This window comes from Bradyrhizobium sp. USDA 326, from assembly GCF_049739485.1.
Lineage (GTDB): Bacteria > Pseudomonadota > Alphaproteobacteria > Rhizobiales > Xanthobacteraceae > Bradyrhizobium.
This window is the reverse complement of record NZ_JBMGQA010000001.1, coordinates 2391001-2413447: the sequence shown is the minus strand read 5'-3', so window position 1 is coordinate 2413447 and position 22447 is coordinate 2391001. Positions and strand designations below refer to the sequence as shown.

Genomic DNA, 22447 nt, shown 5'->3' with positions numbered 1-22447 from the left:
GCTCAATAGCACAGCCACACGTCGAAAACATGGCCCACGTTTCTTCCCTCTCCCCGCAAGGGGAGAAGGAAGAAGGACCTCAGCCCTTCCTCTCAGGCACGCGCTTGATCTTCGCCCCGAGCGCGTTCAGCCGTTCGTCGATGCGCTCATAGCCGCGCTCGATCTGGTCGGCGTTGTTGATGGTCGAGGTGCCCTCGGCGCATACCGCGGCGAGCAGCATCGCCATGCCGGCGCGAATGTCGGGCGAGGTCATCGTCGCGCCGTGCAGGCGGCTGGGGCCGGCGATGATGGCGCGGTGCGGGTCGCACAACACGATGCGCGCGCCCATCGCGATCAGCTTGTCGACGAAGAACATCCGCGATTCGAACATCTTCTCGAACATCAGGATCACGCCCTCGCATTGCGTGGCGGTGACGATCGCGATCGACATCAGGTCGGCCGGGAAGGCCGGCCAGGGCTGGTCCTCCAGCTTGGGCACATGGCCGCCGAAATCGTCCTGGATCTTCAGCGTCTGGTTCGAGGGCACGATGAGATCGTCGCCCTCGACGCGGCAGAGGATGCCGAGGCGCTCGAAACCCATGCGGATCGAGCGCAGATGCTCGACGCCGGCGCGCGTGATGCGCAGCGGCGAGCGCGTCACGGCGGCAAGCCCGATCAGCGAGCCGACCTCGATGTGGTCGGGCTGGATCCGGTAGGTCGTTTCCCCCAGCGTCGCCGGCCCGTGCACGATCATGGTGTTGGTGCCGATGCCCTCGATCTTCGCGCCGAGCGCGACCAGGAAATTGGCGAGGTCCTGCACATGCGGCTCGGACGCCGCGTTGCGCAAATAGGTGACGCCGTCGGCGGCGACCGCCGCCACCAGGGCGTTCTCGGTCGCGGTGACGCTGGGCTCGTCCAGGAAGACGTCCGCTCCGGTCAGCTTCGGCGCGCGGAACTCCAGCCGGTCGGTCGCGGTGACCTTTGCCCCCAGCTGCTCAAGTGCCAGCACATGGGTGTCGAGCCGGCGCCGGCCGATGACATCGCCGCCGGGCGGCGGCAGCATCAGCTCGCCGCAGCGGGCGAGCAGGGGCCCGGCGAGCAGGATCGAGGCGCGGATGCGCACGCAGAGCTCGGGGTCCAGGTCGGCGGCGCGGATGCTCTTGGCGTGAATCACCAGCGTATTGCGGGAGCTCCATTCCGCCGACGCGCCGACGGAGCGGATCAGCTCGACCAGCGTCTCGGTGTCGCGGATCCGCGGCACGTTGTGAAGCGTCACCGGATGCTCGGTGAGCAGCGCGGCGGCGATGATCGGCAGCGCCGAATTCTTGTTGCCGGACGGCTCGATCGAGCCCGAGAGCCGGTGACCGCCCTCGACGATGTATTGGATGGGCGCCACGTGATTCTCGCTGTCCTGTTGGTGGGCGGGGCCGTTTCGGCGGAAACTACAGAGAATTGAGCGCGGGAGCAATTGTGCTGGCCCGGACTCGCAGGCCCGCCTGAAGCTTGTGGCGGGCAGCCGCCCTTAGAACAGTCCGATGATATTCCCGATCACATAGAGGATTGCGATCAGGATCAACGCCCCCATCATGAAGAAGGAGATCTCGATCGCGATGGCGCCGGTGCCGAGTGTGGCGGCGACGGCGCCAAGGAGCCGCTCCTCCCGGAAGATCAACGAGAGAACCGAGAACAGGATGGCGAGCAGGCCGAGCGAGATCGCGGCGACCGAGGCGGTTTCACTCCAGCTTCGTCCAGCCGACTTTTCGACCTTCGGGGCCTGATATTCCACGCCCTTCACCTTCGCGACGATGCGGTCCTTGATGCGACGCCCGGTGTCGACGATCACCTTGTCCGCCGGCGGCGGCGGAAACACGATCGGCACCACCCAATGTGGCAGTACCGCCGACAACAGCGCCAGCACGCCGACGATGCTGCCGATGATGCCGAGGCGGCGGGGCGGTACGGTGGAAGTGGGCCTTGCAGAGGCGATCATGGCGTGAGGCTTCCCGGCCGGAATGGCCAAGGGGTTCATGCCACTTCGTCGCGAACGAGCGGGGGGAGGTTCAGGCCATGTGCACCCACCTCGTCATGACCGGGCTTGACCCGGCCATCCACGTCTTGCTTCGCCGCACGAAGAACGTGGATGCCCGGGACAAGCCCGGGCATGACGACCGTTCAAAAGCCATCCCGGCCCTAGATATCGATCGTCGCGCTGAGCGAGTGTTCCTGGATGAAGTCGCGGCGCGGCTCGACCACGTCGCCCATCAGCTTGGTGAAGATGTCGTCGGCCTCGTCGACCTCCTTGACCTTCACCTGGAGCAGCGACCGCGCATCGGTGTCGAGCGTGGTCTCCCAGAGCTGCTCCGGATTCATCTCGCCGAGACCTTTGTAGCGCTGGAGCGTGACGCCCTTGCGACCGGCGTCGGTGACGGCCTCGAACAGGTCGACCGGACCGTAGACCATGTGCTCGACGTCCTTGCGCCTCAGCTTGCCGGGGCGGGCATAAACGTCCTGGAGCTTCACGGTGTATTCGTCGAGCTTGCGCGCCTCGACCGAGCCGAGAAAGGCATCGTCGATGACGGCGGCTTCCTTGACGCCGCGCACCGTGCGCTCGAACTGGAAGCCCTGACCTTCCACGTACTGGCCGATCCAGCCGCGCTCGACCTCCTCGGACTGATTGTCGAGGCGGCCGGCGATATATTGCGCTGCCGCCGCAGCTTTCTCCGGATCGCCGTAGATCGCCTTGTTCAGCACGCCGGTGATCGCGGCCTGCTCGATCACCTTGCGATTGTAGCGGCTGTGCAAATTGCGCAAAACACTGCGGACCACGCGGGCATCCTCGACCAGCGAACGCAGGTCGCGGCCGGTGCGGTCGCCGCCGGTGCCGGGAAGGAACACGCAGTCGTCGAGCCCGGTGTCGATCAGATAGTCTTCCAGTGCCCGCTCGTCCTTCAGGTACTGCTCGGACTTGCCTCTGCTGACCTTATAGAGCGGCGGCTGGGCGATATAGAGATAGCCGCCGTCGATGATCTCGCGCATCTGGCGGTAGAAGAAGGTGAGCAGCAGCGTGCGGATGTGAGCGCCGTCGACGTCGGCGTCCGTCATCACGATGATCTTGTGATAGCGCAGCTTCTCGATCGAGAATTCGTCGCTGATGCCGGTGCCGAGCGCGGTGATCAACGTGCCGATCTGCTCCGAGGAGAGCATCTTGTCGGGCCGCACGCGTTCGACGTTGAGGATCTTGCCGCGCAGCGGCAGTACCGCCTGGAATTCGCGGTTGCGGCCCTGCTTGGCGCTGCCGCCTGCCGAGTCGCCCTCGACGATGAACAGCTCGGATTTGGCCGGATCCTTTTCCTGGCAGTCGGCGAGCTTGCCCGGCAGCGAGGAGACGGAAAGCGGGCTTTTGCGGGTCAGCTCGCGCGCTTTTCGCGCGGCTTCGCGCGCCGCCGCGGCCTGGATCACCTTGCCGACGATCATCTTGGCTTCGCTCGGGTGCTCCTCGAACCAGGTCTGGAGCGCCTCGTTGAGGACGTTCTCGACCACGGGACGCACTTCCGAGGACACCAGCTTGTCCTTGGTCTGCGACGAGAATTTCGGATCGGGCACCTTCACCGACAGCACGGCGGTAAGGCCTTCGCGGCAATCGTCGCCCGTCAGCGCGATCTTTTCCTTCTTGGCGTTGGCCTCGGCATAGCCGTTGACCTGGCGCGTCAGCGCGCCGCGGAAACCGGCGAGATGCGTGCCGCCGTCGCGTTGCGGGATGTTGTTGGTGAAGCACAGCACGTTCTCGTGGTAGCTGTCGTTCCACCACAGCGCGGCCTCGACGCCGATGCCGTTGGCTTCCGCGCGCACCATGATGGGGGCCGGCACGATCGGGCTCTTGTTGCGGTCGAGGTATTTGACGAATTCCTCGACGCCGCCGGAATAGTGCATCTCCTCGCGCTTCTCGACCGCATGACGCATGTCGGAGAGAATGATGTTGACGCCGGAATTGAGGAAAGCGAGCTCGCGCAGGCGGTGCTCGAGCATGGCAAAATCGTATTCGACGTTCTTGAACGTCTCGGTCGAGGCCAGGAACGTCACCTCGGTGCCGCGCCTGCCGGGCGCATCGCCGACCACCTTCAGCGGTGCGACGGCATCGCCATGGGCGAACTCGATATAATGCTCCTTGTTGTCGCGCCAGATGCGCAAGCCCAGCTTGCTGGACAGCGCGTTGACGACGGAGACGCCGACGCCGTGCAGGCCGCCGGAGACCTTGTAGGAGTTCTGGTCGAACTTACCGCCGGCGTGCAGCTGGGTCATGATGACCTCGGCCGCCGAGATGCCTTCGCCCTTGTGGATGTCGACCGGAATGCCGCGGCCGTCGTCGCGCACGGTGACGGAATTGTCGGAATTGAGGATCACTTCGACGCGCGTGGCATGGCCCGCGAGCGCTTCGTCGATCGCGTTGTCGACGACCTCGTAGACCATGTGGTGCAGGCCCGAGCCGTCGTCGGTGTCGCCGATATACATGCCCGGGCGCTTGCGGACGGCGTCCAGACCCTTGAGCACGCGGATCGATTCCGCGCCGTATTCGCTCGCGGTAGAGGGCTCGTTTTCGGCAGCAGGCTGCCGAGCAGGTTCTGTCATGAGAGGCCTTCGAGATGTCGCCCGAATCAGCGGCTCAAAAGGCGCTGATTTGCGGGGCTATTTGTGCCATGAAAGACCGCTTGCGCCTAGCGCAAAGTATCTCCCGGCAACCCTTTGAACAGATAGGGTTTTTAGGCCGGTTTTCAAGGCTTTTGGAGGGCGATTTCCGGCACTGCAAAAAGCGCGATTCGAGGGGCCGTTTCGGGCGTTGCAGGACGTGGATTTTGCGGGGTCGGGAAGTGGTTCCGAACAGTCTTGGCCGTGACATGCGGAGGCGTTCCGCAGGCCCGGCCGTGCGCAACGCCGTGCTGGAAGGCGGTGCGCCTCAGTACATCTGAAGCGGCAGCACGTCTCCGCCTGGCCCCACCAGGAGGCCCCAGGCCTCGCCGGCCGCAACGGTCAGCGCTTCGGTGCGGGCCGGGCGTCCGGGCAGGCGCAGCGCGTAACGGTACTTGCCGGGCGGCAGGTCGAGCATCGGGCCCTTCGGCGATTGCGGGCCGCCGGCGCCGGCCGCGATCTTCACCGTCTGCTTGTTGATCGTCAGCGAGGCCTCGTTCGGTCCCATATTTCCGAGCATAAGCCGCGCCTGGCCTGCTTTCGGCACGATGTCGGCCTTGGCCGCGGCATCCGAATTCTTCTGCGCCAGATTGACCGTGGTCTCGCCCTTGGCGCGACCGAGCTTGAGCACGGCCGGGCCTTGCGGCGAGGTGAAGTCGATCTGCGCGCGTTCTGCGGACACGGTCGCGGCGTCGGTCTTCTCCTGCCAGCCGAGCTTGGACAGCTCCGCGCGGTAGAAGGCGAGGACGTCGCCGAGCGGGGCGGGAATGCTGGCCGCCAACTCGCGGCGGAATGGCGTCTCGCTGCCTGGCATCTTGGTGGTGGCCAGCGATTTCGACGAACGCTGCGTCGGCACCGGCAGTGGGGAGTCAGGATCGGGCTCGAGCGGCTCGGAGGATCTGGCCTGCAGCTCCGCGCTCGCCGCAGGCTTGGCCGCTTCCGTCACCAGGCCAGATCCGTCGGCGCGGACCTTCACCTTCGGGCCCATCTGCATCACGGTCATCGAGATCGACTTGCCGCCCCTGGAGAATGCCATCACCGCCATGTTGGGCTGGTTGATGACGGAGGGCTGCTCCTTCCAGCCCGCAGTCCTCAGCGTCGTGCGGTAGAACGTGCTGAGCGCCTTTACGGTCGAGGACGAAGTGAATTCCAGCCGGCCGGCGCCACCCTCGAACGTCACGGCCTCGGCGGTCGCGGGCAGCGGCACCGGCGTCTTGCTGTCGGCGAGCGCATTGAGCGGCGCATCGGACAGGGCGGCGGCCTGCGCCTTGCGCCTGGCCTCATCAGCCGCAATGAGCTGCTGAGCCGCACCCAACGCATCGCCAAGGAACTTCTCGTCGGCCTCCTTCTTCGCCCTGGCGCGGGCGGCAAGCGCTGATTCCTTCACCTGCGCGGTCAGGCTGATCATCGTGAAATCGTATTTGCGGCCGAGTCGCAGCACGCCGTTTTCTTCCGCCGAGGAAATCCTGATCGCGACCTCGTCGCCGGGGGCGAGGGGCGCGCTGCCATCCTCCTGCCAGCCGCGCGCGGCGAGCTCGCGATGATAGAAGGCGAGCACGGCAGGCAGCTCGGCCATCGCCGCTGCCGCCATCTCGCGCTTGTTGGAGCTCGCGCTGCCAAGGCTCCGCGCGGATTTGGTCGGCTTGGGCCGCGGCAGGCCGGCCATGTCGTCGTCGGCCTGAAGTACCTCCGGCAGCGCGAACGGCGCCACGCGGATCTCGACATTGGTGCGGCCGTCGTCGCGGCGTGTCAGGGTCAGCATGACCGGCTTCTGCTTGTAGAACTGCGTCGTGTCGCCGTCGGGATGGTCGTAGAAGACGCGCACGCCGTTCGGGACGGTCTCGGCGAGATCGGCATTCGGCCAGCGCGCCGCCGTCTCGGGCGTGAGCTTGCGCCAGCCCATCGTTGCCATCTCCTTGGCGAAGAAGGCCGAGGTCGCCTCGAGCGCGCCGGGCGCGATGCAGCCGAGATAGGGCCGGGTCTCGTCGAACACGAGATCGATCGCGCCGTCCGGAAACGGCACATTGGAATAGATCCGGTTCGGCGCGTAGGACACGACGGACTGGCCGCGGGCCTGCGTGAAGGAGGCACGGAGCCCCTGCCGTCCCTTCTTGAAGTTGAGCGCGGAGTTCTTCTCGTCCAGCGGATACACATACGGCACCCAGCCGTCCGCGCTCAGCAGCTTCCTGGTGGCTTCCGACGTGGCTGCCACCCCGGTCGGCACGGCGTACGTCACACGGTAGGTGTCCGGGCGCGAAGTCTCCTCCACCGCGCCGTCCAGCCGCGGCAAGGCTTGGACGTCGACGATGCCCTCGTCGGCTGCGCTCGCGGGACGTGGAGCGCTCACCATTGCGATGACGCACGCAAGCAACAGCCATCTTGCCGGGACTTGCGCCCCGCGCCGGATCAACGGCATCGTCAAAGCTCCGGATTTTGGCGCGTCGTCATGCTCGCGCAATTGCAGGCTGCGACACCGTCGGCGCGGCCTCAGACGAGAAGTCGCGGCAGGAACCGGTCAGGTTCAACAGGCGCAGTGGGCGAACAGCAGACACGGTTCAATACAGCTGGAGCGGCGGCCACGTCTCTCCGTCGCGCCCGACCGTGAGCTCCCAGGCATCGCCAGCTGCGACGGTGAGCACGCTCGTCGTGGTCGGATGGCCCGGCACGCCCAGCCTGTAGGCGTATTTGCCGGGTACGAGGTCCAGCGCGACGGCGTTCGCGCCAGCTGGGCGCGGGATGCTCCGCTCGTTGATCTCGACTACGGCTTCGCTCTCGCCGATGTTGCTGAACACCAGCTTCGCCTGGCCGGGTTCGGGAAGGACGTTCGCCCGGATCGCGACATCCGGATTCCTCTGCACGAGACGGACCGCGGTGCTGCCGCCGTTGCGTTCGAGCTCCAGCGTTGCCGGCCCGATCGGGGAGACGAAGGCGAGGCGCGCGCGATCGGCGGTGACCTCGGCGTCATCCTGCCGTTCCTGCCAGCCGAGCTTTCGAAGCTCGGTTCGATAGAAGGCGAGGACGTCACTGAGCGCTGCGGGCACGCGGGCTTCGAGCCTGGTCCGGAGCGGAGCTTCGATGCCGGGCATCACGGTGGTGTGGATCCCACGATAGGTGTAGCGGGTCGGTGCGGGCAGCTTGGCAGCGGGATCCAGCGTGAGCGCGGCCGAGAACAACGGCGGCAGGTTCGATACGAAGGCGCCGGCGCCTGCCGCGAGCAGGCAGCTTGCAACGAGAGCGAGGCCGCACGCAACAAGCTGCCATCGTGCCGGAGCTCGCGCCCCACGCTCCACCGTCGCCATGCTCTTGCTCCAAAGGATATCGCGCGTGTCTGAAATCCTGCGCGATGGCGGCGTCCAGCAGCCACAAGCAGCTAGTCGCTGATGGAAACGGGCGGGTTCAATGTGGCGGCCTAGCTTCGGGCCGAGACTCGTCCGCTCTCGACGTCAAAGACTTCGCCGCCTGCGCCGATCTCGGTGAAGGCGGCAGGATCCGCACCGGTCAGCCACACCTGCGCGCCGAGCTTCTTCAGCTCTTCAAACAGTGCCGCACGGCGGTTCGGATCGAGATGCGCAACCACCTCGTCGAGCAGCAGCAGCGGCACGATGCCGGTCATCTCGGCGACCAGCGTCGCATGCGCGAGCACGAGCCCGATCAGGAGCGCCTTCTGCTCGCCGGTCGAGGCATCGCGCGCCGGCATGCTCTTGGGCGCATAGATGACCTGCAGATCGGTGAGATGCGGGCCGTCGGTGGTGCGGCCGGCAATCGCATCGCGCGGGCGGTTGTCGCGCAGGATCTGGCGGTAGCGGTCCTCGACCGAGGTCGCGGTCTCCTCGAGCAGCGCGTTCTCCATCCAGCCGTCGAGCGCGATTTGCGCCGAGGGGAAGGCGGATTCCTGTGCGCGCGCGTTGAGCATACCGGTGAGCCTTGCTGCGGTCTGGCCGCGGGTTGCCGCGACCGCGACCGCAAGCTCAGCCGTCTCGCGCTCGATCGCGTCACACCAATGGTCGTCGTAGTTGCGCGTCTCCAGCAGGCGGTTGCGCGAACGCAGCGAGCGCTCGAGCGCGTTGATGCGGCTGGAATGCTCGCTGTCGATCGCGAGCACCAGGCGGTCGAAGAAGCGTCGCCGCTCGGAGGCTGCACCCATGAACAACCCGTCCATCGCCGGCGTCAGCCACACCATGCGGATGTGATCGCCGAAGGCGCTGGCCGAACCGACCGGCTCGCGGTCGATGCGGCAGCGCCGGCTGACGGACGCGTCGGGGCGCGGCGCGTCGATGCCGGTGCCGAGCGTCGCCAGCCCCAGCGCGCCCTCGACCTGCGCCGACACCGCCCAGGAGCCGTCGCCCTGGTTGTCGGCAACGTCCTCCAGCGTCGCCCGCCGCAGGCCGCGTCCCGGCGACAGGAACGAGATCGCCTCGATGCAATTGGTCTTGCCCGCCCCGTTCGGCCCGACCAGCGCCACCATGTCAGCCGCCGTCTCGAGGCCCGCCGCCCGATAATTGCGAAAATGCGTCAGCGTCAGGCGATGAATGCGGGAGGGGGTCATGTTACTTCTGTCATTGCCGGGCTTGACCCGGCAACCCATCGCCCGCTTCAGCGGGCAATTTCATCATATAGGTCTTGCCACGCGGAATTGCCCTTCACGATCAAATCGATCTTCCACTCGCGCGACCAGTGCTTCATGTTCTTTTCGCGTTGGAGGGCAGCGGCGATCGTGTCGTGTGCCTCGAAATAGACCAGGGTCTTCACCCCATAGCGTTTGGTGGAACCGTCTGCCAGCCCTTCGCGGTGCTCATAAACGCGTCTAACTAGATTGTTGGTGACGCCGATATAGAGTGTTCCACCGGGTTTGCTGGCGAGGATGTCCACCCAATAAGTCATCTTGTTTGATGGATGGCCGGGTCAAGCCCGGCCATGACGAGAAGAGAAAAAGCCCCTCACACCCGCATCGGCATCAGCACGTACAGGGCGCTCTTGTCGTCGCGGTCCTGCACCAGGGTCGGCGAGCCGGGGTCGGCGAGCTTCAGGGTTGCGACGTCGCCTTCGATCTGGGCGGCGATATCGAGGAGGTAGCGGGAGTTGAAGCCGATATCGAGGGCGTCGGAGGCGTATTCGACCTCCAGCTCTTCGGTCGCGCTGCCGGAATCCGGATTGGTCACCGACAGCACCAGCTTGCCGGGCGACAGCGACAGCTTCACCGCCCGCCCGCGCTCGCTGGAGATCGTCGAGACGCGGTCGACCGCGTTCTCGAAATCCTTCTTGTCGACGACGAGCTCCTTGTCGTTGCCTTGCGGGATGACGCGGCCGTAGTCGGGGAAGGTGCCGTCGATCAGCTTCGAGGTCAGCACCACATTGCCGATGGTGAAGCGGATCTTGGCCTGCGACAGCTCGATCGTCATTTCAGCCTCGCTGTCCTCGATCAGGCGCTGCACCTCGCCGACGGTCTTGCGCGGCACGATGACGCCGGGCATGCCCTCGGCGCCCTTGGGCTGCACCAGGTCGAGCTGGGCGAGGCGGTGGCCGTCGGTGGCGACGCCGCGCAGGGTGGCGGCCTTGGGCGTGCCGGCGGCGTGCAGATAGATGCCGTTGAGATAGTAGCGCGTCTCCTCGGTCGAGATCGCGAACTGGGTGCGGTCGATCAGCCGCTTGACGTCCTTGGCGGGTAGCGAGAAGGAGTGCGACATGTCGCCGGCGGCCAGATCCGGGAAATCGTTCTCCGGCAGCGTCTGCAGCGTGAAGCGCGAGCGGCCGGCGCGGATCGCCAGCACGGCGCGGTCGCCGTCGGCCTCCAGCACGATCTGCGAGCCATCGGGCAGCTTGCGCACGATGTCGTAGAACATGTGCGCCGGGACGGTGGTGGAACCGGCAGTGGCGGTTTCCGCCGGCAGCGTCTCCGTCACCTCGAGGTCGAGGTCGGTCGCTTTCAGCGACAATTTAGCGTTCTCGGCGCGGACCAGCACGTTGCCGAGGATGGGAATCGTGTTGCGGCGCTCGACCACGCGGTGGACATGGCCCAGCGACTTCAGGAGTTGCGCGCGTTCGACCGTAACCTTCATTGCACTACTCGCCCGATCCCCAAGGAAAACACAGCGTTGAGAAGGCCGGGCGGCGGGACGCGCGCCACGGCACCGAAGACCCCGAAAAGCCGGATCAACCCCCCGATATGACCAAAGCCGTCAGGGTCGCGCAAGGTGGCCCGGATGGCCCCCGGATTCAAGGGATTGCGGCCAGTTCCCCACGATTTACCGTCCCAGAACGAAGACCGCCGCCCAGGCAAAGCCGGGGCGGCGGGAGCAGGGCGGGAGCCCTAGGCCTTCATTCTTGGAGCTGGCGCTTCAGCGACTCGACCTCTTCCGACAGCGCGGTGTCCTTGGAGACCAGCGCCTCGATCTTGCGCACGGCGTGCAGCACGGTGGTGTGGTCGCGTCCGCCGAAGCGGCGGCCGATCTCGGGCAGCGAGCGCAGGGTCAGCGTCTTGGCGAGATACATCGCCACCTGGCGCGGGCGGACCACGTTGGCGGTGCGGCGCGAGGACAGCAGGTCGGAGCGGCTGACATTATACTGCCGCGCCACCACGCGCTGGATGTCCTCGATCTTGATCCGCTTCGGCTCCTGCGGCCGCACCAGGTCGCGCACCTCGTGCTCCGCCATCTCCAGCGTCACCGGCCGGTTGTTGAGCTTGGAATGCGCGAGCAGACGGTTGATCGCGCCTTCGAGGTCGCGGCCGTTATGAGTGATGGTGCGCGCCAGATAATGCAGCACCTCCTCGGGCACCTCGAACGTCGCATGATGGGCCCGGGCAGCCGCGACACGCGACTTGAGGATGCCGTGGCGCAGCTCCTCGCCGAGCGAGCCCATTTCGACCACGAGCCCGCCGGCCAGCCGCGAACGCACGCGGTCATCGAGGCTTTCGAGGTCGGACGGCGGACGGTCGGCTGCGATCACGACCTGGCGGCCTGCATCGATCAGTGCGTTCAGCGTGTGACAGAACTCGGCTTGCGTCGACTTGCCCTGGAGAAACTGGAGATCGTCGATCACGAGCACGTCGATGCCGCGCAGCGCTTCCTTGAAGGCCAGCGCCGTCTGCGTCTTCAGCGCGGCGACGAAGCCGTACATGAATTTTTCGGCGGTGAGATAAAGCACCTTGCGCTCGTTGCCGGAATTGCCGGCCCAGGTCACCGCCTGGAGCAGATGCGTCTTGCCGAGGCCGACGCCGGCATGGATGTAGAGCGGGTTGAACATCACGGGGTCGCCGCGGCGACCTTCGGCGACCTGGCGTGCGGCCGCATGCGCCAGCGTGTTGGAGCGGCCGACGACGAAGCTCGCGAAGGTCAGGCGCGGATCGAGCGGCGAGCCGCCGAGCGCGTCGTGATTGGCCGAGACCGGCGCGGTCGCGGTCGAGCGCAGCTCCGGCGTCGGCGCGCGGCGCGCCTCGATCGGCGCGGGCGCTTCCTTCGCCTGCACCACCGGGCGCACGGCGGAACGAACGGTGAGGTCGATGCGATGCACTTCCGGCATCTCGGCCTGCCAGCACGACAGCACGCGCTCGGCATAGTGCGCCTGGATCCAGCTCTTCAGGAAACGCGTCGGCACCGACAGTCGCACGCTCTCGTCCTGCACGCCTTCCAGATCCATGCGTGCAAACCAGCTTGTGTAAACGTCCTCGCCAACGCTCGAGCGCAGCCGACCCTTCACGCGTGACCAGCGATCCTGTTCCATTGTCATCGTCAGAAAACTTCTCTTGAGAGATTTAGTTGCGTTGTGAGCGCCATGCAGGGTTCCTGCCACGGTCCCTGAATTGGCGCGACCTCAAGCGAGTCCATCGTCAGGCATGGCTCGACCGTTCGGCGCGGACGCCGCAGGTCAGATCAGCGATGTCTGGGGATGGAGGGGTCGCGAGGTCAGCGCGTACTCGGCGCTCTGTCACACGCGGGAGGCTGGATATCCGACGGAGCTAGAACGGCATCATTGGAATGGGAAACTTGCTTCAATACCGCGCTGAGTCCGTAAGACATGATACCTCCCCGTCCTGCCGTGATCACTCACGACAAGGTCCTGCGTGTCCTGAAGACAACCGCGCCGTACTCCTGTCGCGGATGCCTGCCCAATGTACTGGTCGTCCGCTCGACTTCGCCACCTTGCGCGCGCCGGGGTAGCATTGCGATGTCTCTCATACTGCGCCGGGCGCGAGCGGGAAGATCCCGCCTGGAGACATTCAGACAAACAGCTACCATTCCCATATTACTATGGGTTTCGAACCGACATCGCTTTTTGAAGCGTCGCCTACGTGCACACCGCCGCCGATTTGCACGTTCGCCCCGTTTCCTAAACCGCACTGGTCTGAAGATCGTGGGCGCCGCGGACGACTTAAGGAATACACTAAGCGGAAAGACTCGCAACGGAATTGATTCACACTTGAGGCGTCAAAAAACTTGACCTCGGTTAACGCCGCGCGCGACTTGTTCACAGGCTCCGAAGCAAGTTTTTGAATCCGTGCACAGAATCGAGACTGTCTCGCATCGTGTGACATTTCTCGACCACCGCCAAATTTTTTTTACAAATTCGTCACGCACGCTACGCGCGAGCGAATTTTCCAAATGCTTGTCGCTGCTATGTTGATAAGTGATTATTGGTGCACCGCTTTTCGAGACTGGTTTTGCAGGGTAACTCCAAGGCCGCGCGCCCCAGTGAATCTACGGTGTGCAGGCCTCTCCTCCGTCGCCGATTCAATTCGAGCCCGCCGCGCAGGGGTTTTTGCAACGCGATGAAGCCCTCCGCTGTTGCAAGACATCGGCAATCAAAACGGCGGGACGAAAAATAACGCTGGCGATGCAAATCGTCCAACATCCGACCTCGCGTGACCGCTTGCGTGAATATGACAGTCAACAAAAAAAGCCCGGCGTGATGCCGGGCTGTTTGACGCGCTGACCGGGTCGACCGATCAGATGGTGTCGCGAGATTACTTCGCGAGCTTGGCGATCTGCGCGGTGAGGCGCGAGACTTTGCGGCTGGCGTTGTTCTTGTGAATGATGTTGCGCTGGGCGGCGCGCATCAGAGCGGGCTCGGCAGTCGCGAGGGCCTTCACGGCAGCGGCGCGATCGCCGGTCTTGATGGCTTCCTCGACGGTGCGCACGGCGCCGCGCATCTGAGTGCGGCGCGACTTGTTGACGGCAGTGCGGCGGGCGATCTTGCGCGTCGCTTTCTTGGCGGAAGTGGTATTGGCCATGGTCTCAATATCCTTTGCGGGTACCGGTCGCGTCTTGATCGGGTAGCGCCGGCTTGCTTGACCGCGTAATCGACGCTCGGATTTAGGGTGTTCGGTTGCTGGGCCGTTCCCGGAACATGAGCGACAGCCTTGCGGCCGTCTCCGAGGCTCCAAAGAGTCTTCAAGCTCGAGAGAGTCTTCAAGCTCAAGGTGCCTGCAACTGCTCAAAGAACAGCGGCGGCAGGATTGCGCCCACCGCCAATTGGCGCCCTTATAGAGAGGGTCTGTGGCACCGTCAACGCTTTCGGGAGCCGGGAATCCGGTCTTTGATGGCCTGGATGGAGCCGTAACGCCCTGAAGAGGTTGAATTTCTGCCGTCGCCCGGCTATTGGCTGGCAACGTTCCCAAGAGGTCGTCCGGTCGGACGGCCATCGTAGGTGTGGCATGATCCGCGGCTTTTTCCGATTGATTGGGCTGTTGTTGCTCGCCGGCGGGTTCATCTTCATGGTCTATGATGGTGCCCGCTGGGTGGCCGACCAGACCCTCAGGTTCACCCGGTTCGGCCAGTTCTGGAACGACATCAATCAGGCCAGCCAGTCGGCCTTCCGCACCTGGGTCGAGGCCAAGGCGCCCTGGCTCTGGACCTCGGTGATCCGCCTCGTCTTGGATCAGCCGGTCTTCGCCGTGCTCGGCATTCTGGGCATTCTCCTGATGATCCTGTTCCGCCCGCGCAAGCCGCTGATCGGCTATTCCCGGGATTGAGCGCGCGCGAGCCGCGTTGCGGAGCTGCGTCTTACCCTCCCCTCGAGGCAGGGCAATCGCATCTGAAAATTGCAGAGGTCGTCATGCCCGGGCTTGTCCCGGGCATCCACGTTCTTTGTGCTGCGTGGATAGGCGTGGATGGCCGGGACAAGCCCGGCCATGACGGCTGCGGAGACAGCCGGTGCCCTGGCCACATCTCGTATGCCCCTCCAGGGGGGGGCATCGTCATCCCCCCACTCAACGCTTTGTTAACCATAACCGGTGCATCACTGGAGCCGTCTCGTTTCGAGGGATAGGTCCGGTGCCGGTTGCACGCGCGTTTCGATGGTCGATCTTGGCAGCGTCCCTGGCAGCGTCCGCCGCGCTTGCCCTTGGCGGCTGCATGCAGACCGCCGGTCCCGTCGCAGTGATGCAGCCCCGTCCCGATCTCGACTCCATGGCCTATGGCCAGCCCTACAGTGCGCCGCAGCCGGTCGTCGTCGCCAACAACGGCGGCGGCGCCATCGCGGCGCTGAGCAACTCCTTTGCCTCGTCGCCCGTACCCATGCCGGTCGGCTACGCCGCGCCGATGACGGTGCGCAATGGCGCCTCGTACCATCTCGACGCCGGCGACAAGCTTCGCGTCGTGGTCTACGGCCAGGAAGGTCTCACCAACAGCTATTCGATCGACGCCGGCGGCTCCATCACCATGCCGCTGATCGGCGCCGTGCCGGCGCGCGGCCGCACCACCGCAGGTCTGGCCGGCGAGATCGCCGCGCGCCTGCGCAACGGCTATATCCGCGAGCCGTCAGTAGCGGTCGAGATCGAGACTTATCGCCCGTTCTTCATTCTCGGCGAGGTCCTCGCGCCCGGCCAATATCCTTACGTGCCGAACATGACGGTCGAGAGCGCGGTCGCCATTGCCGGCGGCTTCTCGCCGCGCGCCAAGCGCGACATGGTCACCGTCACGCACACCGAGAACGGCGGCGCCATGCGCGCCGTGGTGCCGCTCGGCACGCCGCTCGCGCCCGGTGACACCGTGTTCGTCGGCGAGCGCTGGTTCTAGCTCTCTCCCTCACTCCCGTCATTCCGGGGCGCGCCTCTTGGCGCGAGCCCGGAATCCATTGCGCCACCAACTCCGTCGCCGGATGAATTCCGGGCCTGCACCGCTTCGCGGCGCATCCCGAAATGACGCCGGAGACAGTCGCGCGCTCTATTTCAGATGCTTTGCGAAAAATGCCATGCTGCGCGGCCAGGCGATGTCGGCGCTGGCCTTGTCGTAGCTGGCGCGCTCGTCGCAATGGAAGCCGTGCTGCGCGCCCGGATAGATGTGGACTTCGACCTCGGGCCGCTTGTCCCTGATGGTCTCGACGTCGGCGAGCGGAATGCCGGCATCCTTCTCGCCGAAATGCAGCTGGGTCGGCACCTTCGGTGTCTCGTCGGCGAAGCGCACGACGGCACCGCCGTAATAGCCGATCGCGGCCTTCAGGCCGGTCAATCGCGTCGCCGCGACGAAAGCGACGCTGCCGCCTAAGCAAAAGCCGATGATACCGACGGGCCCGACGCTCTTCACCGCATCGATCGCAGCTTGCGTGTCGCGCAGCATCGCGGCCCAGTCCGGGTTGGCCACGAACTTGCGCGCCTCCGCGATCTCGTCGGGCGAATAGCCCGACTGGAAGTTCGGTGCGGTCCGATCGAAGATCGACGGCGCGATCGCGACATAGCCTTCCCCGGCAAGGCGGTCGCAGACCGAGCGGATGTGGTGATTGACCCCAAAGATCTCCTGGATCACCACCACTGCGCCCTTCGGCGTGCCGGCGGGGTCAGCGCGATAGGCGCCGAGCTGGAAATTGTCCGAGGCCGTCAGCTTGATGTCCTGTCCCACGTGGGTTGTCCTTCTTGGTTGTCGATCCGAAATTCTCCCCTCATCCTGAGGAGCGCGCACCTGCGCGCGTCTGGAAGGATGAAAGGCCGAGATGCAGCAGCCGCGCCTGCATCCTTCGAGACGCTTGCTATGCAAGCTCCTCAGGATGAGGGGTAACACCTCACTCCCACATCCAGTTCTCGCCGTAATCCTCCTTCCATCCTGCCAGCCGCCCGTGACGGAATTGCAGGAACAGGCGGTGACGGTAGGGGATCAGTCCGCTGCCGCCGATGTTGCGCAAAGCCAGATAGATCTCGTTGCCCGGACGTCCCCGGACATATCGCAGCGGCTGGCCGAGGGCGCGCGCGGTCTGCTCCGCATCCATCCCGAAGGCGAGCGGCGTGTTGTTCGACAAGGTCGCGACGAAGGGCTGGCGCGGCGGCACGGTGCCGAACGGTTCGGCCTGCGCAGATATCGACAGCAGCATCGCGCCCGCGGCCAGCATCATCAGCTTCATCGCCTACGTCCTTGCTTGATCGACCTGTGCCGGCAAGTTCTTCAGGAAAGGCCCGACCGCGTCAACAAAAGCCTTGGGCTGATCGATGTTGACGGCGTGTCCGGCGGCGGGGATCACGACCTTTTGTGCGCCGGGGATCTTTGCTGCCATGTAGTCGGACGCGGCGAGGAAAGGCGTGTCGTCGGCGCCGACCACAATCAGGCTGGGCACCTTGATGTCGGGCAATAGCTCGATCACGCGCGCATCGCGCTGGGTCAGCATGCCGCGCGCGGCAAGCGCCAGCCCTCTGGCGTTGCGATGGCTGGCGGTGGCGCGCTCGCGCGTGGCCGATTTCAGCACGCCGAGGCCTTCGCGATCGAGCCTGTCGGCGGTGGCAAGCGCCCGCGCGTTCCACGCCTCGCGCGCGTCGTCCTTCTTGAAGCCAGGGCCGGTGTCGATGATCAGCAGCGCGCGGGTCCGCTCCGGATGCGCGCGGTAGAACGCCAGCGACATGTAGCCGCCGAGCGAGAGACCACCGATGATGGCGCGCTTGGCGCCGACCGCATCGAGGATCGCCGCCATGTCGCCGACAGTCAGCGCTTCGCTGTAGGCGTTGGGATCATCGGGATAGTCGGACTGGCCGTGGCCGCGCATGTCCCACACGATCAGCTTGTGATCCTTCGCGAGCGCGTCGACTTGCCCATGCCACATCGCCGAGGTCGAGGAATAGCCGTGCGTGAGCAGCAATGGCAGACCTTCGCCATGAACCTCGTAGTAGATGTTGACGCCGTCCCGATCGATCTCAGGCATTGCTTCCGCCCTTTCGTTTTTGTTGCAGTCGCGACTTCAGTGCTTCCCCCTCCAGCTGAGGGTAAGGGTCGCGGTTGGCCCCATTCTACTTTGCCAAGTTACCTCGAAGAAACTGCCTGAATGCGATGGCACGCATGCCGGATGCACGCGCTGTTGTGTCCAGTGGCTGCGTCGCCGCCCTTGGCGCGGCGCACAACGGGCGGCGCGGAGGTCGTTTGTTCGACTGCTTCCAAATTGCATTTGCCTCCGCGCCTGAACCCGATCATTCTCGACGCAAGGCTGACGCCAGCCCGGTGGGCGTCCGCCATTCAAGTTGCCGCCGTAAGCGGCTTCATGCACCGGCAGGGGAAGACGCCTATGCCAACACTCACCATCAACGGGCGGAGTCTGTCCGTGGATGCGGCGAACGACACGCCGCTCCTCTGGGCGATCCGCGAGCAATTGCAGATGACCGGCACCAAGTTCGGATGCGGTGCCGGGCTGTGCGGTGCCTGCACGGTGCACGTCAACGGCGAAGCCGTGCGCTCGTGCCAGACCATGGTCGGCGACGTCGCCGGCAAGAAGATCACCACCATCGAAGGCCTCTCCGCCAAGGGCGATCATCCCCTGCAGAAGGCGTGGATCGCCGAGCAGGTGCCGCAATGCGGCTACTGCCAGTCGGGGCAGATCATGCAGGCCGCCTCGCTGCTTGCGAGGAATCCCAATCCGACCAAGGAAGAAGTGGTCGCGCATATGGACGGCAATCTCTGCCGCTGCATGACCTATTCGCGGATCCAGAAGGCGATCATGCGCGCCGCGTCCGAAATGCGCACCGCGTCCACCACCTCCAGCGAGCGGAGGCCCACATGAAGGAGCACGTCAAGAACGTCGTCCCCGCGACGACCGATCTCAGCCGCCGCTCGTTCCTGGTCGGCACCGCCGCGATCGGTCTCGTGCTCGGCTATGCCGGCGTGCCCGGCATCGATGCTGCCGCTGCCGCGGCGCCCGCCAATTTCGAGCCGAGCGTCTGGTATGCGATCTCGCCGGATGGTCTCGTCACCGTGACCTGCGGCAAGGCCGATATGGGCCAGCACGTGGCCTCCACCATGGCGCAGCTCGTCTGCGAGGAACTGGGCGCGAAATGGAGCGACATGCGCGTATCGCTCGCCTCCAACGACCCCAAGTTCAACGATCCCGTCCTGGGCGCCCAGATCACCGGCGGCAGCTGGTCGACCATGATGAACTTTGACGCCATGAGCCGCGCGGGCGCCGCCGGCCGCATGGCGCTAACGGAAGGTGCGGCCGCCGCAATGGGCGTGCCGGCGTCGGAGCTCGTGGTGCGCGATTCCATGATCGTGCATCCGAAGTCGAAGAAGCAGATGTCATTCGCCGAGATCGTCAAGAGCGGCAAGGCGACCAAAACCTTCACGCCGGACGAGCTGAAGGCCATCAAGCTGAAGACGCCGGACCAATACACCATGATCGGGGTCTCGGTGCCGCAGCTCGACATCCCCTCCAAGACCAACGGCACGGCCAAGTATGGCATCGACGTGATGCTGCCGGGCATGGCCTATGGTGCGGTGGTCACGCCGCCGGTGCGCTTCGGCGCGACGGTGAAATCGGTCGACGACAGCGCGGCGAAGAAGGTGCCGGGCTTCATCAAGGCCGTCACGCTCGACGACAAGACCGGCACGACGTCGGGCTGGGTCGTCGCCGTCGCCAGCACCTACGCCAACGCCAGGAAGGCGGCGCAGGCGCTGAAGATCGCCTATGACGGCGGTCCGAACGCGAAGCTGTCGAGCCAGTCGCTGCTCGATGAAGCCAAGCGGCTCCAGAAGCTGGAGGATTCCGGCCAGTTCTTCGTCAAGGACGGCGATCCCGTTGCTGCCTTCGGCTCGGCGGCCAAGGTGGTCGAGGCCGAATACACCACCAGCATCAACATCCACGCGCCGCTGGAGCCGATGAACGCCACCGCGGAGTTCAAGGGCGACATCCTGCACATCTATTCCGGCAACCAGTTTGCGACGCGCTCCGGGGCGATCGCCGCAGGCGCAGCCGGGATCGATCCGAAGTTCGTGGTGATGCACCAGCATTGGCTAGGCGGCGGCTTCGGCCGGCGTCTCGATGCAGACATGATGATTCCGGCGGTGCAGGCGGCGAAGGCGGTCGGAAAGCCGCGTCAAAGTGATCTACTCGCGCGAGAACGACATGACGATGGATTTCTCGCGCCCGCTCACCTACCAGAAAGTGAAGGCCGGCGTGGACGGTGACGGCAAGCTGATTGCGATCAGCCACGACGTGGTCTCGGCCTGGCCGACCGCGCGCTGGGGAATCCCCGATTTCCTGACGCCCTCGGTCGACAAGAAGGGCCCGCTCGATTCCTTCACGGTCAATGGAGCGGACTTCTTCTACACCGTGCCCAACCATTATGTGCGCGCGATCAAGAACGAGCTCGCGCACAATGCCACGCCGTCCGGCCAGCTTCGCTCGGTGGCGCCGGGCTGGACCTTCTGGGCGGTGGAAAGCATGATCGACGAGATTGCTGCTGCGACCGGCAAGGATCCGGCGCAGTTCCGCATCTCGCTGCTCGACGGCGCCGGCAAGAACGACGGCGGCGCGCAGCGGCTGCGCAACACGCTGCTCGCCGCGATGGGATTGTCGGGCTATGGCACCCGGCAATTGCCGACAGGCGAGGGCATGGGCGTCGCCTGCGTGTCGTCGCAGGAACGCGCGAGCGCAAGCTGGACGGCGTGCGTGGCTCACGTCGCCGTCGCGCCGTCGGGGGCCGTGACCGTGAAGAAGCTCACGGTCGCAACCGACGTCGGCACGCAGGTGCATCCCGACAATATCCGCGCCCAGGTCGAGGGCGCGGCGCTGTGGGGCCTGTCGCTGGCGATGTACGAGAAGGCGACGCTCAAGGACGGTGGCATCGAGCAGACCAATTTCGACAGCTACACGCCCTTGCGCATGAGCCAGACGCCCGAGATCGCGGTCGCCGTGATCGCCAATGGCGAGAAGGCCACCGGCGTCGGCGAGCCCGCCGTGACCGTGGTGGCGCCCGCCATCGGCAACGCCATCTTCAAGGCCAGTGGCGCCCGTGTCCGCGCCCTGCCGATCACGGCGGAGGCCGTGAAGGCGAGCATGAAGGCGTAGGGCGGCCTGCGATTGCTGAACGAGTTGATCCGCCGGAGGGCCAACCTCCGGCGGATTTGTTTCGAGGAGGCCCCGCATCTTCACATGCGCCCGTTCATGCCCGGGCTTGTCCCGGGCGTCCACGTTCTCCGTGCTCCGGGCCAAGGCCGTGGATGGCCTGACAAGCCGGGCCATGACGGAGGAAATTCCCCTTATCCATCAACGCCCTTTCTACTGTGCATGGGGTTGTTTTCACTTTTTGAAGTTCCTGGCCGCGGAACCCGAATCCCCTAAAATTGCAACCAATTCCCCAAGGCTCCATTGAGCACGCCTCTTAAGGGCCGGAGAACCTGATGCGGCTTAGGTTGTCTCCAAATCCAGTCCCGTGCTTTGGGGAAGTCATGAACGCCGCAGCCAAACCCGCCGCCAAACGCCGGCTTCTGCTCGCCTCCGATCGCAGCGACGAGAGCAGCGAGCTCGCCAGCATCTTGAAGGCGGTCGGCGACGTCTCGACGGTGACGACAGAGGCCATCCCCGCCCAACCGGCGCGCGATCTTTCCGGCCTCGTGGTCGACATCAACCTGCGCTCGCCCGAAAGCGTGCAGCGGGTCCGCGACAAGCTGCGCGGCGATGCCTACCGTTCGATGCCGCGGCTGTTCGTGCTCGCAGACGCCCTGCATCACGGCACCATGCAGGCCTGGGCGTTAGGGGCCACCGATACCATCTCACGCCCGCTTCAGGCCGAGGCCATCTTGCAGCGCATCCGCGCCGCCTTCCCGGACACTGCGGCCTATGACGCGACCGATCGCGGCAAGACGCTCAACCGCGGCGTCGAGGCGGCGCATGCGGTGCTGACCAGGATGTTCGAGAAGCTGCCGCTCGGCGTGCCCCTGAACTTCGACGACATCATTGCGGCCGAGAGCAAGATCCTGAAGGCGATCAAGCATTCCTCGCTGCGCGAATGGCTGACCACGGTCGGCTGCCACCATGTCGGCAGCTATCGCCATTGCCTGTTCGTCACCGGCTTCGCCGTCGCCTTCGCCCAGCATCTCGGCATGCGCGATGACGACCAGCGCCGCCTGACCCGCGCCGCGCTGCTGCACGACGTCGGCAAGGCCTTCGTTCCCGCCTGGCTGCTCGACAAGCCCGGCAAGCTCACCGACGAGGAGATGGCCGAGGTCCGCCAGCATCCACGCCGCGGCTATGAAGCGCTCGCCGCGCAAGGCGGCTTCCCCCCGGAGATGCTGGACGTGGTGCTGCATCACCACGAATTCCTCGACGGCTCCGGCTATCCGAACGGCCTGTCGTCGAACCAGATCAGCGACATCGTGCGGCTGACGACAATCGTCGACATCTACGCCGCCCTGGTGGAGAAGCGCGCCTACCGCATGCCCTTCACCCACTCCCGCGCCTTCACGATGATGGAAGGCATGGGCGGCAAGCTCGACCAGCAGCTGCTGCAGGCGTTCCGGCCGGTGGCGCTGGGATCGTTCTGACAATCCAGTCCGCCATTCCGGGGCGCGCGCGGCGCGCACCAGCGTTCGATGCTGCGCATCGC

17 protein-coding genes and 1 pseudogene are annotated in these 22447 nt (G+C 65.4%); 5 read left to right on the top strand and 13 right to left on the bottom strand.

Annotation, left to right across the window (positions count from 1 at the left end; genetic code table 11):
* Window positions 1–79 precede the first annotated feature (79 nt).
* The 10 genes from murA to rpsT all read right to left on the bottom strand — a co-directional run bounded on the left by murA (window position 80) and on the right by rpsT (window position 13888).
* Window positions 80–1375 carry a UDP-N-acetylglucosamine 1-carboxyvinyltransferase gene (murA, locus tag ABIG06_RS11520; RefSeq protein WP_124162473.1) on the bottom strand — a complete coding sequence of 432 codons (1296 nt, stop codon included), beginning with the start codon at window positions 1373–1375 and terminating at the stop codon, window positions 80–82.
* Window positions 1376–1501: 126 nt separating this feature from the next.
* Window positions 1502–1969, bottom strand: a complete 468-nt coding sequence (locus tag ABIG06_RS11515; RefSeq protein ID WP_370140825.1) for a hypothetical protein — start codon at window positions 1967–1969, stop codon at window positions 1502–1504.
* Window positions 1970–2169: 200 nt separating this feature from the next.
* Window positions 2170–4605 (bottom strand): DNA topoisomerase (ATP-hydrolyzing) subunit B, encoded by a 2436-nt coding sequence (gene gyrB / locus ABIG06_RS11510; protein WP_370136505.1) that lies wholly within the window; start codon window positions 4603–4605, stop codon window positions 2170–2172.
* Window positions 4606–4930: 325 nt separating this feature from the next.
* Entirely contained in the window at window positions 4931–7078 is a 2148-nt protein-coding gene (locus ABIG06_RS11505) for a hypothetical protein (protein ID WP_370136504.1), read from the bottom strand.
* Window positions 7079–7217: 139 nt separating this feature from the next.
* Window positions 7218–7961, bottom strand: coding sequence for a hypothetical protein (locus ABIG06_RS11500; RefSeq protein ID WP_370136502.1), 744 nt, complete (start codon window positions 7959–7961; stop codon window positions 7218–7220).
* Between the two features lie 110 nt (window positions 7962–8071).
* Entirely contained in the window at window positions 8072–9208 is a 1137-nt protein-coding gene (gene recF, locus ABIG06_RS11495) for a DNA replication/repair protein RecF (RefSeq protein ID WP_124160154.1), read from the bottom strand.
* Between the two features lie 47 nt (window positions 9209–9255).
* Window positions 9256–9543, bottom strand: coding sequence for a GIY-YIG nuclease family protein (locus ABIG06_RS11490; protein WP_370136500.1), 288 nt, complete (start codon window positions 9541–9543; stop codon window positions 9256–9258).
* A 56-nt stretch (window positions 9544–9599) separates the two neighbouring features.
* Window positions 9600–10718: a DNA polymerase III subunit beta gene (gene dnaN, locus ABIG06_RS11485; RefSeq protein ID WP_124160156.1), complete on the bottom strand. Its 1119-nt coding sequence runs from the start codon at window positions 10716–10718 to the stop codon at window positions 9600–9602.
* Window positions 10719–10977: 259 nt separating this feature from the next.
* Entirely contained in the window at window positions 10978–12387 is a 1410-nt protein-coding gene (dnaA, locus tag ABIG06_RS11480) for a chromosomal replication initiator protein DnaA (protein ID WP_124160157.1), read from the bottom strand.
* 1234 nt (window positions 12388–13621) lie between these two features.
* A complete protein-coding gene (rpsT, locus tag ABIG06_RS11475; protein WP_035704405.1) occupies window positions 13622–13888 on the bottom strand; it encodes a 30S ribosomal protein S20 in 267 nt (88 codons plus the stop codon).
* A gap of 423 nt (window positions 13889–14311) precedes the next feature.
* Here rpsT and ABIG06_RS11470 point away from each other — a divergent pair, with 423 nt between their 5' ends.
* Window positions 14312–14629 (top strand): hypothetical protein, encoded by a 318-nt coding sequence (locus tag ABIG06_RS11470; RefSeq protein WP_027563964.1) that lies wholly within the window; start codon window positions 14312–14314, stop codon window positions 14627–14629.
* 301 nt (window positions 14630–14930) lie between these two features.
* Complete coding sequence (locus ABIG06_RS11465; RefSeq protein ID WP_370136498.1) at window positions 14931–15674, top strand: polysaccharide biosynthesis/export family protein; 744 nt, start codon at window positions 14931–14933, stop codon at window positions 15672–15674.
* A 147-nt stretch (window positions 15675–15821) separates the two neighbouring features.
* Here the strand turns inward: ABIG06_RS11465 and ABIG06_RS11460 are convergent, their stop codons facing one another.
* The 3 genes from ABIG06_RS11460 to ABIG06_RS11450 form a co-directional block, all read right to left on the bottom strand.
* Window positions 15822–16493 carry a dienelactone hydrolase family protein gene (locus ABIG06_RS11460; protein ID WP_370136496.1) on the bottom strand — a complete coding sequence of 224 codons (672 nt, stop codon included), beginning with the start codon at window positions 16491–16493 and terminating at the stop codon, window positions 15822–15824.
* Window positions 16494–16653: 160 nt separating this feature from the next.
* Window positions 16654–16989 (bottom strand): hypothetical protein, encoded by a 336-nt coding sequence (locus ABIG06_RS11455; RefSeq protein WP_124160162.1) that lies wholly within the window; start codon window positions 16987–16989, stop codon window positions 16654–16656.
* Window positions 16990–16992: 3 nt separating this feature from the next.
* The gene (locus tag ABIG06_RS11450) at window positions 16993–17778 is read right to left on the bottom strand and encodes an alpha/beta fold hydrolase (protein ID WP_124160163.1); all 786 of its coding nucleotides are present in this window, start codon (window positions 17776–17778) and stop codon (window positions 16993–16995) included.
* Between the two features lie 357 nt (window positions 17779–18135).
* Between ABIG06_RS11450 and ABIG06_RS11445 the strand changes: the two genes are divergently transcribed.
* From ABIG06_RS11445 to ABIG06_RS11435, 3 genes and pseudogenes are all read left to right on the top strand, one after another.
* On the top strand, window positions 18136–18627 hold the full coding sequence (locus ABIG06_RS11445) for a (2Fe-2S)-binding protein (protein ID WP_124160164.1): 492 nt from the start codon (window positions 18136–18138) through the stop codon (window positions 18625–18627).
* Window positions 18624–20910, top strand: a pseudogene (locus ABIG06_RS11440) (molybdopterin cofactor-binding domain-containing protein). Before ABIG06_RS11445 ends, ABIG06_RS11440 begins: the two are co-directional and overlap by 4 nt.
* Before the next feature lie 380 nt (window positions 20911–21290).
* The gene (locus ABIG06_RS11435; RefSeq protein WP_124160166.1) at window positions 21291–22385 is read left to right on the top strand and encodes an HD-GYP domain-containing protein; all 1095 of its coding nucleotides are present in this window, start codon (window positions 21291–21293) and stop codon (window positions 22383–22385) included.
* Window positions 22386–22447: the final 62 nt, after the last annotated feature.

Bases quoted from the DNA above. Each gene is read 5' to 3' on its own strand.
- ABIG06_RS11515 (WP_370140825.1), bottom strand. From the start codon at position 1,969: ATGATCGCCTCTGCAAGGCCCACTTCCACCGTACCGCCCCGCCGCCTC.
- gyrB (WP_370136505.1), bottom strand. From the start codon at position 4,605: ATGACAGAACCTGCTCGGCAGCCTGCTGCCGAAAACGAGCCCTCTACC.
- ABIG06_RS11505 (WP_370136504.1), bottom strand. From the start codon at position 7,078: ATGCCGTTGATCCGGCGCGGGGCGCAAGTCCCGGCAAGATGGCTGTTG.
- ABIG06_RS11500 (WP_370136502.1), bottom strand. From the start codon at position 7,961: ATGGCGACGGTGGAGCGTGGGGCGCGAGCTCCGGCACGATGGCAGCTT.
- recF (WP_124160154.1), bottom strand. From the start codon at position 9,208: ATGACCCCCTCCCGCATTCATCGCCTGACGCTGACGCATTTTCGCAAT.
- ABIG06_RS11490 (WP_370136500.1), bottom strand. From the start codon at position 9,543: ATGACTTATTGGGTGGACATCCTCGCCAGCAAACCCGGTGGAACACTC.
- dnaN (WP_124160156.1), bottom strand. From the start codon at position 10,718: ATGAAGGTTACGGTCGAACGCGCGCAACTCCTGAAGTCGCTGGGCCAT.
- dnaA (WP_124160157.1), bottom strand. From the start codon at position 12,387: ATGACAATGGAACAGGATCGCTGGTCACGCGTGAAGGGTCGGCTGCGC.
- rpsT (WP_035704405.1), bottom strand. From the start codon at position 13,888: ATGGCCAATACCACTTCCGCCAAGAAAGCGACGCGCAAGATCGCCCGC.
- ABIG06_RS11470 (WP_027563964.1), top strand. From the start codon at position 14,312: ATGATCCGCGGCTTTTTCCGATTGATTGGGCTGTTGTTGCTCGCCGGC.
- ABIG06_RS11455 (WP_124160162.1), bottom strand. From the start codon at position 16,989: ATGAAGCTGATGATGCTGGCCGCGGGCGCGATGCTGCTGTCGATATCT.
- ABIG06_RS11450 (WP_124160163.1), bottom strand. From the start codon at position 17,778: ATGCCTGAGATCGATCGGGACGGCGTCAACATCTACTACGAGGTTCAT.
- ABIG06_RS11445 (WP_124160164.1), top strand. From the start codon at position 18,136: ATGCCAACACTCACCATCAACGGGCGGAGTCTGTCCGTGGATGCGGCG.
- ABIG06_RS11435 (WP_124160166.1), top strand. From the start codon at position 21,291: ATGAACGCCGCAGCCAAACCCGCCGCCAAACGCCGGCTTCTGCTCGCC.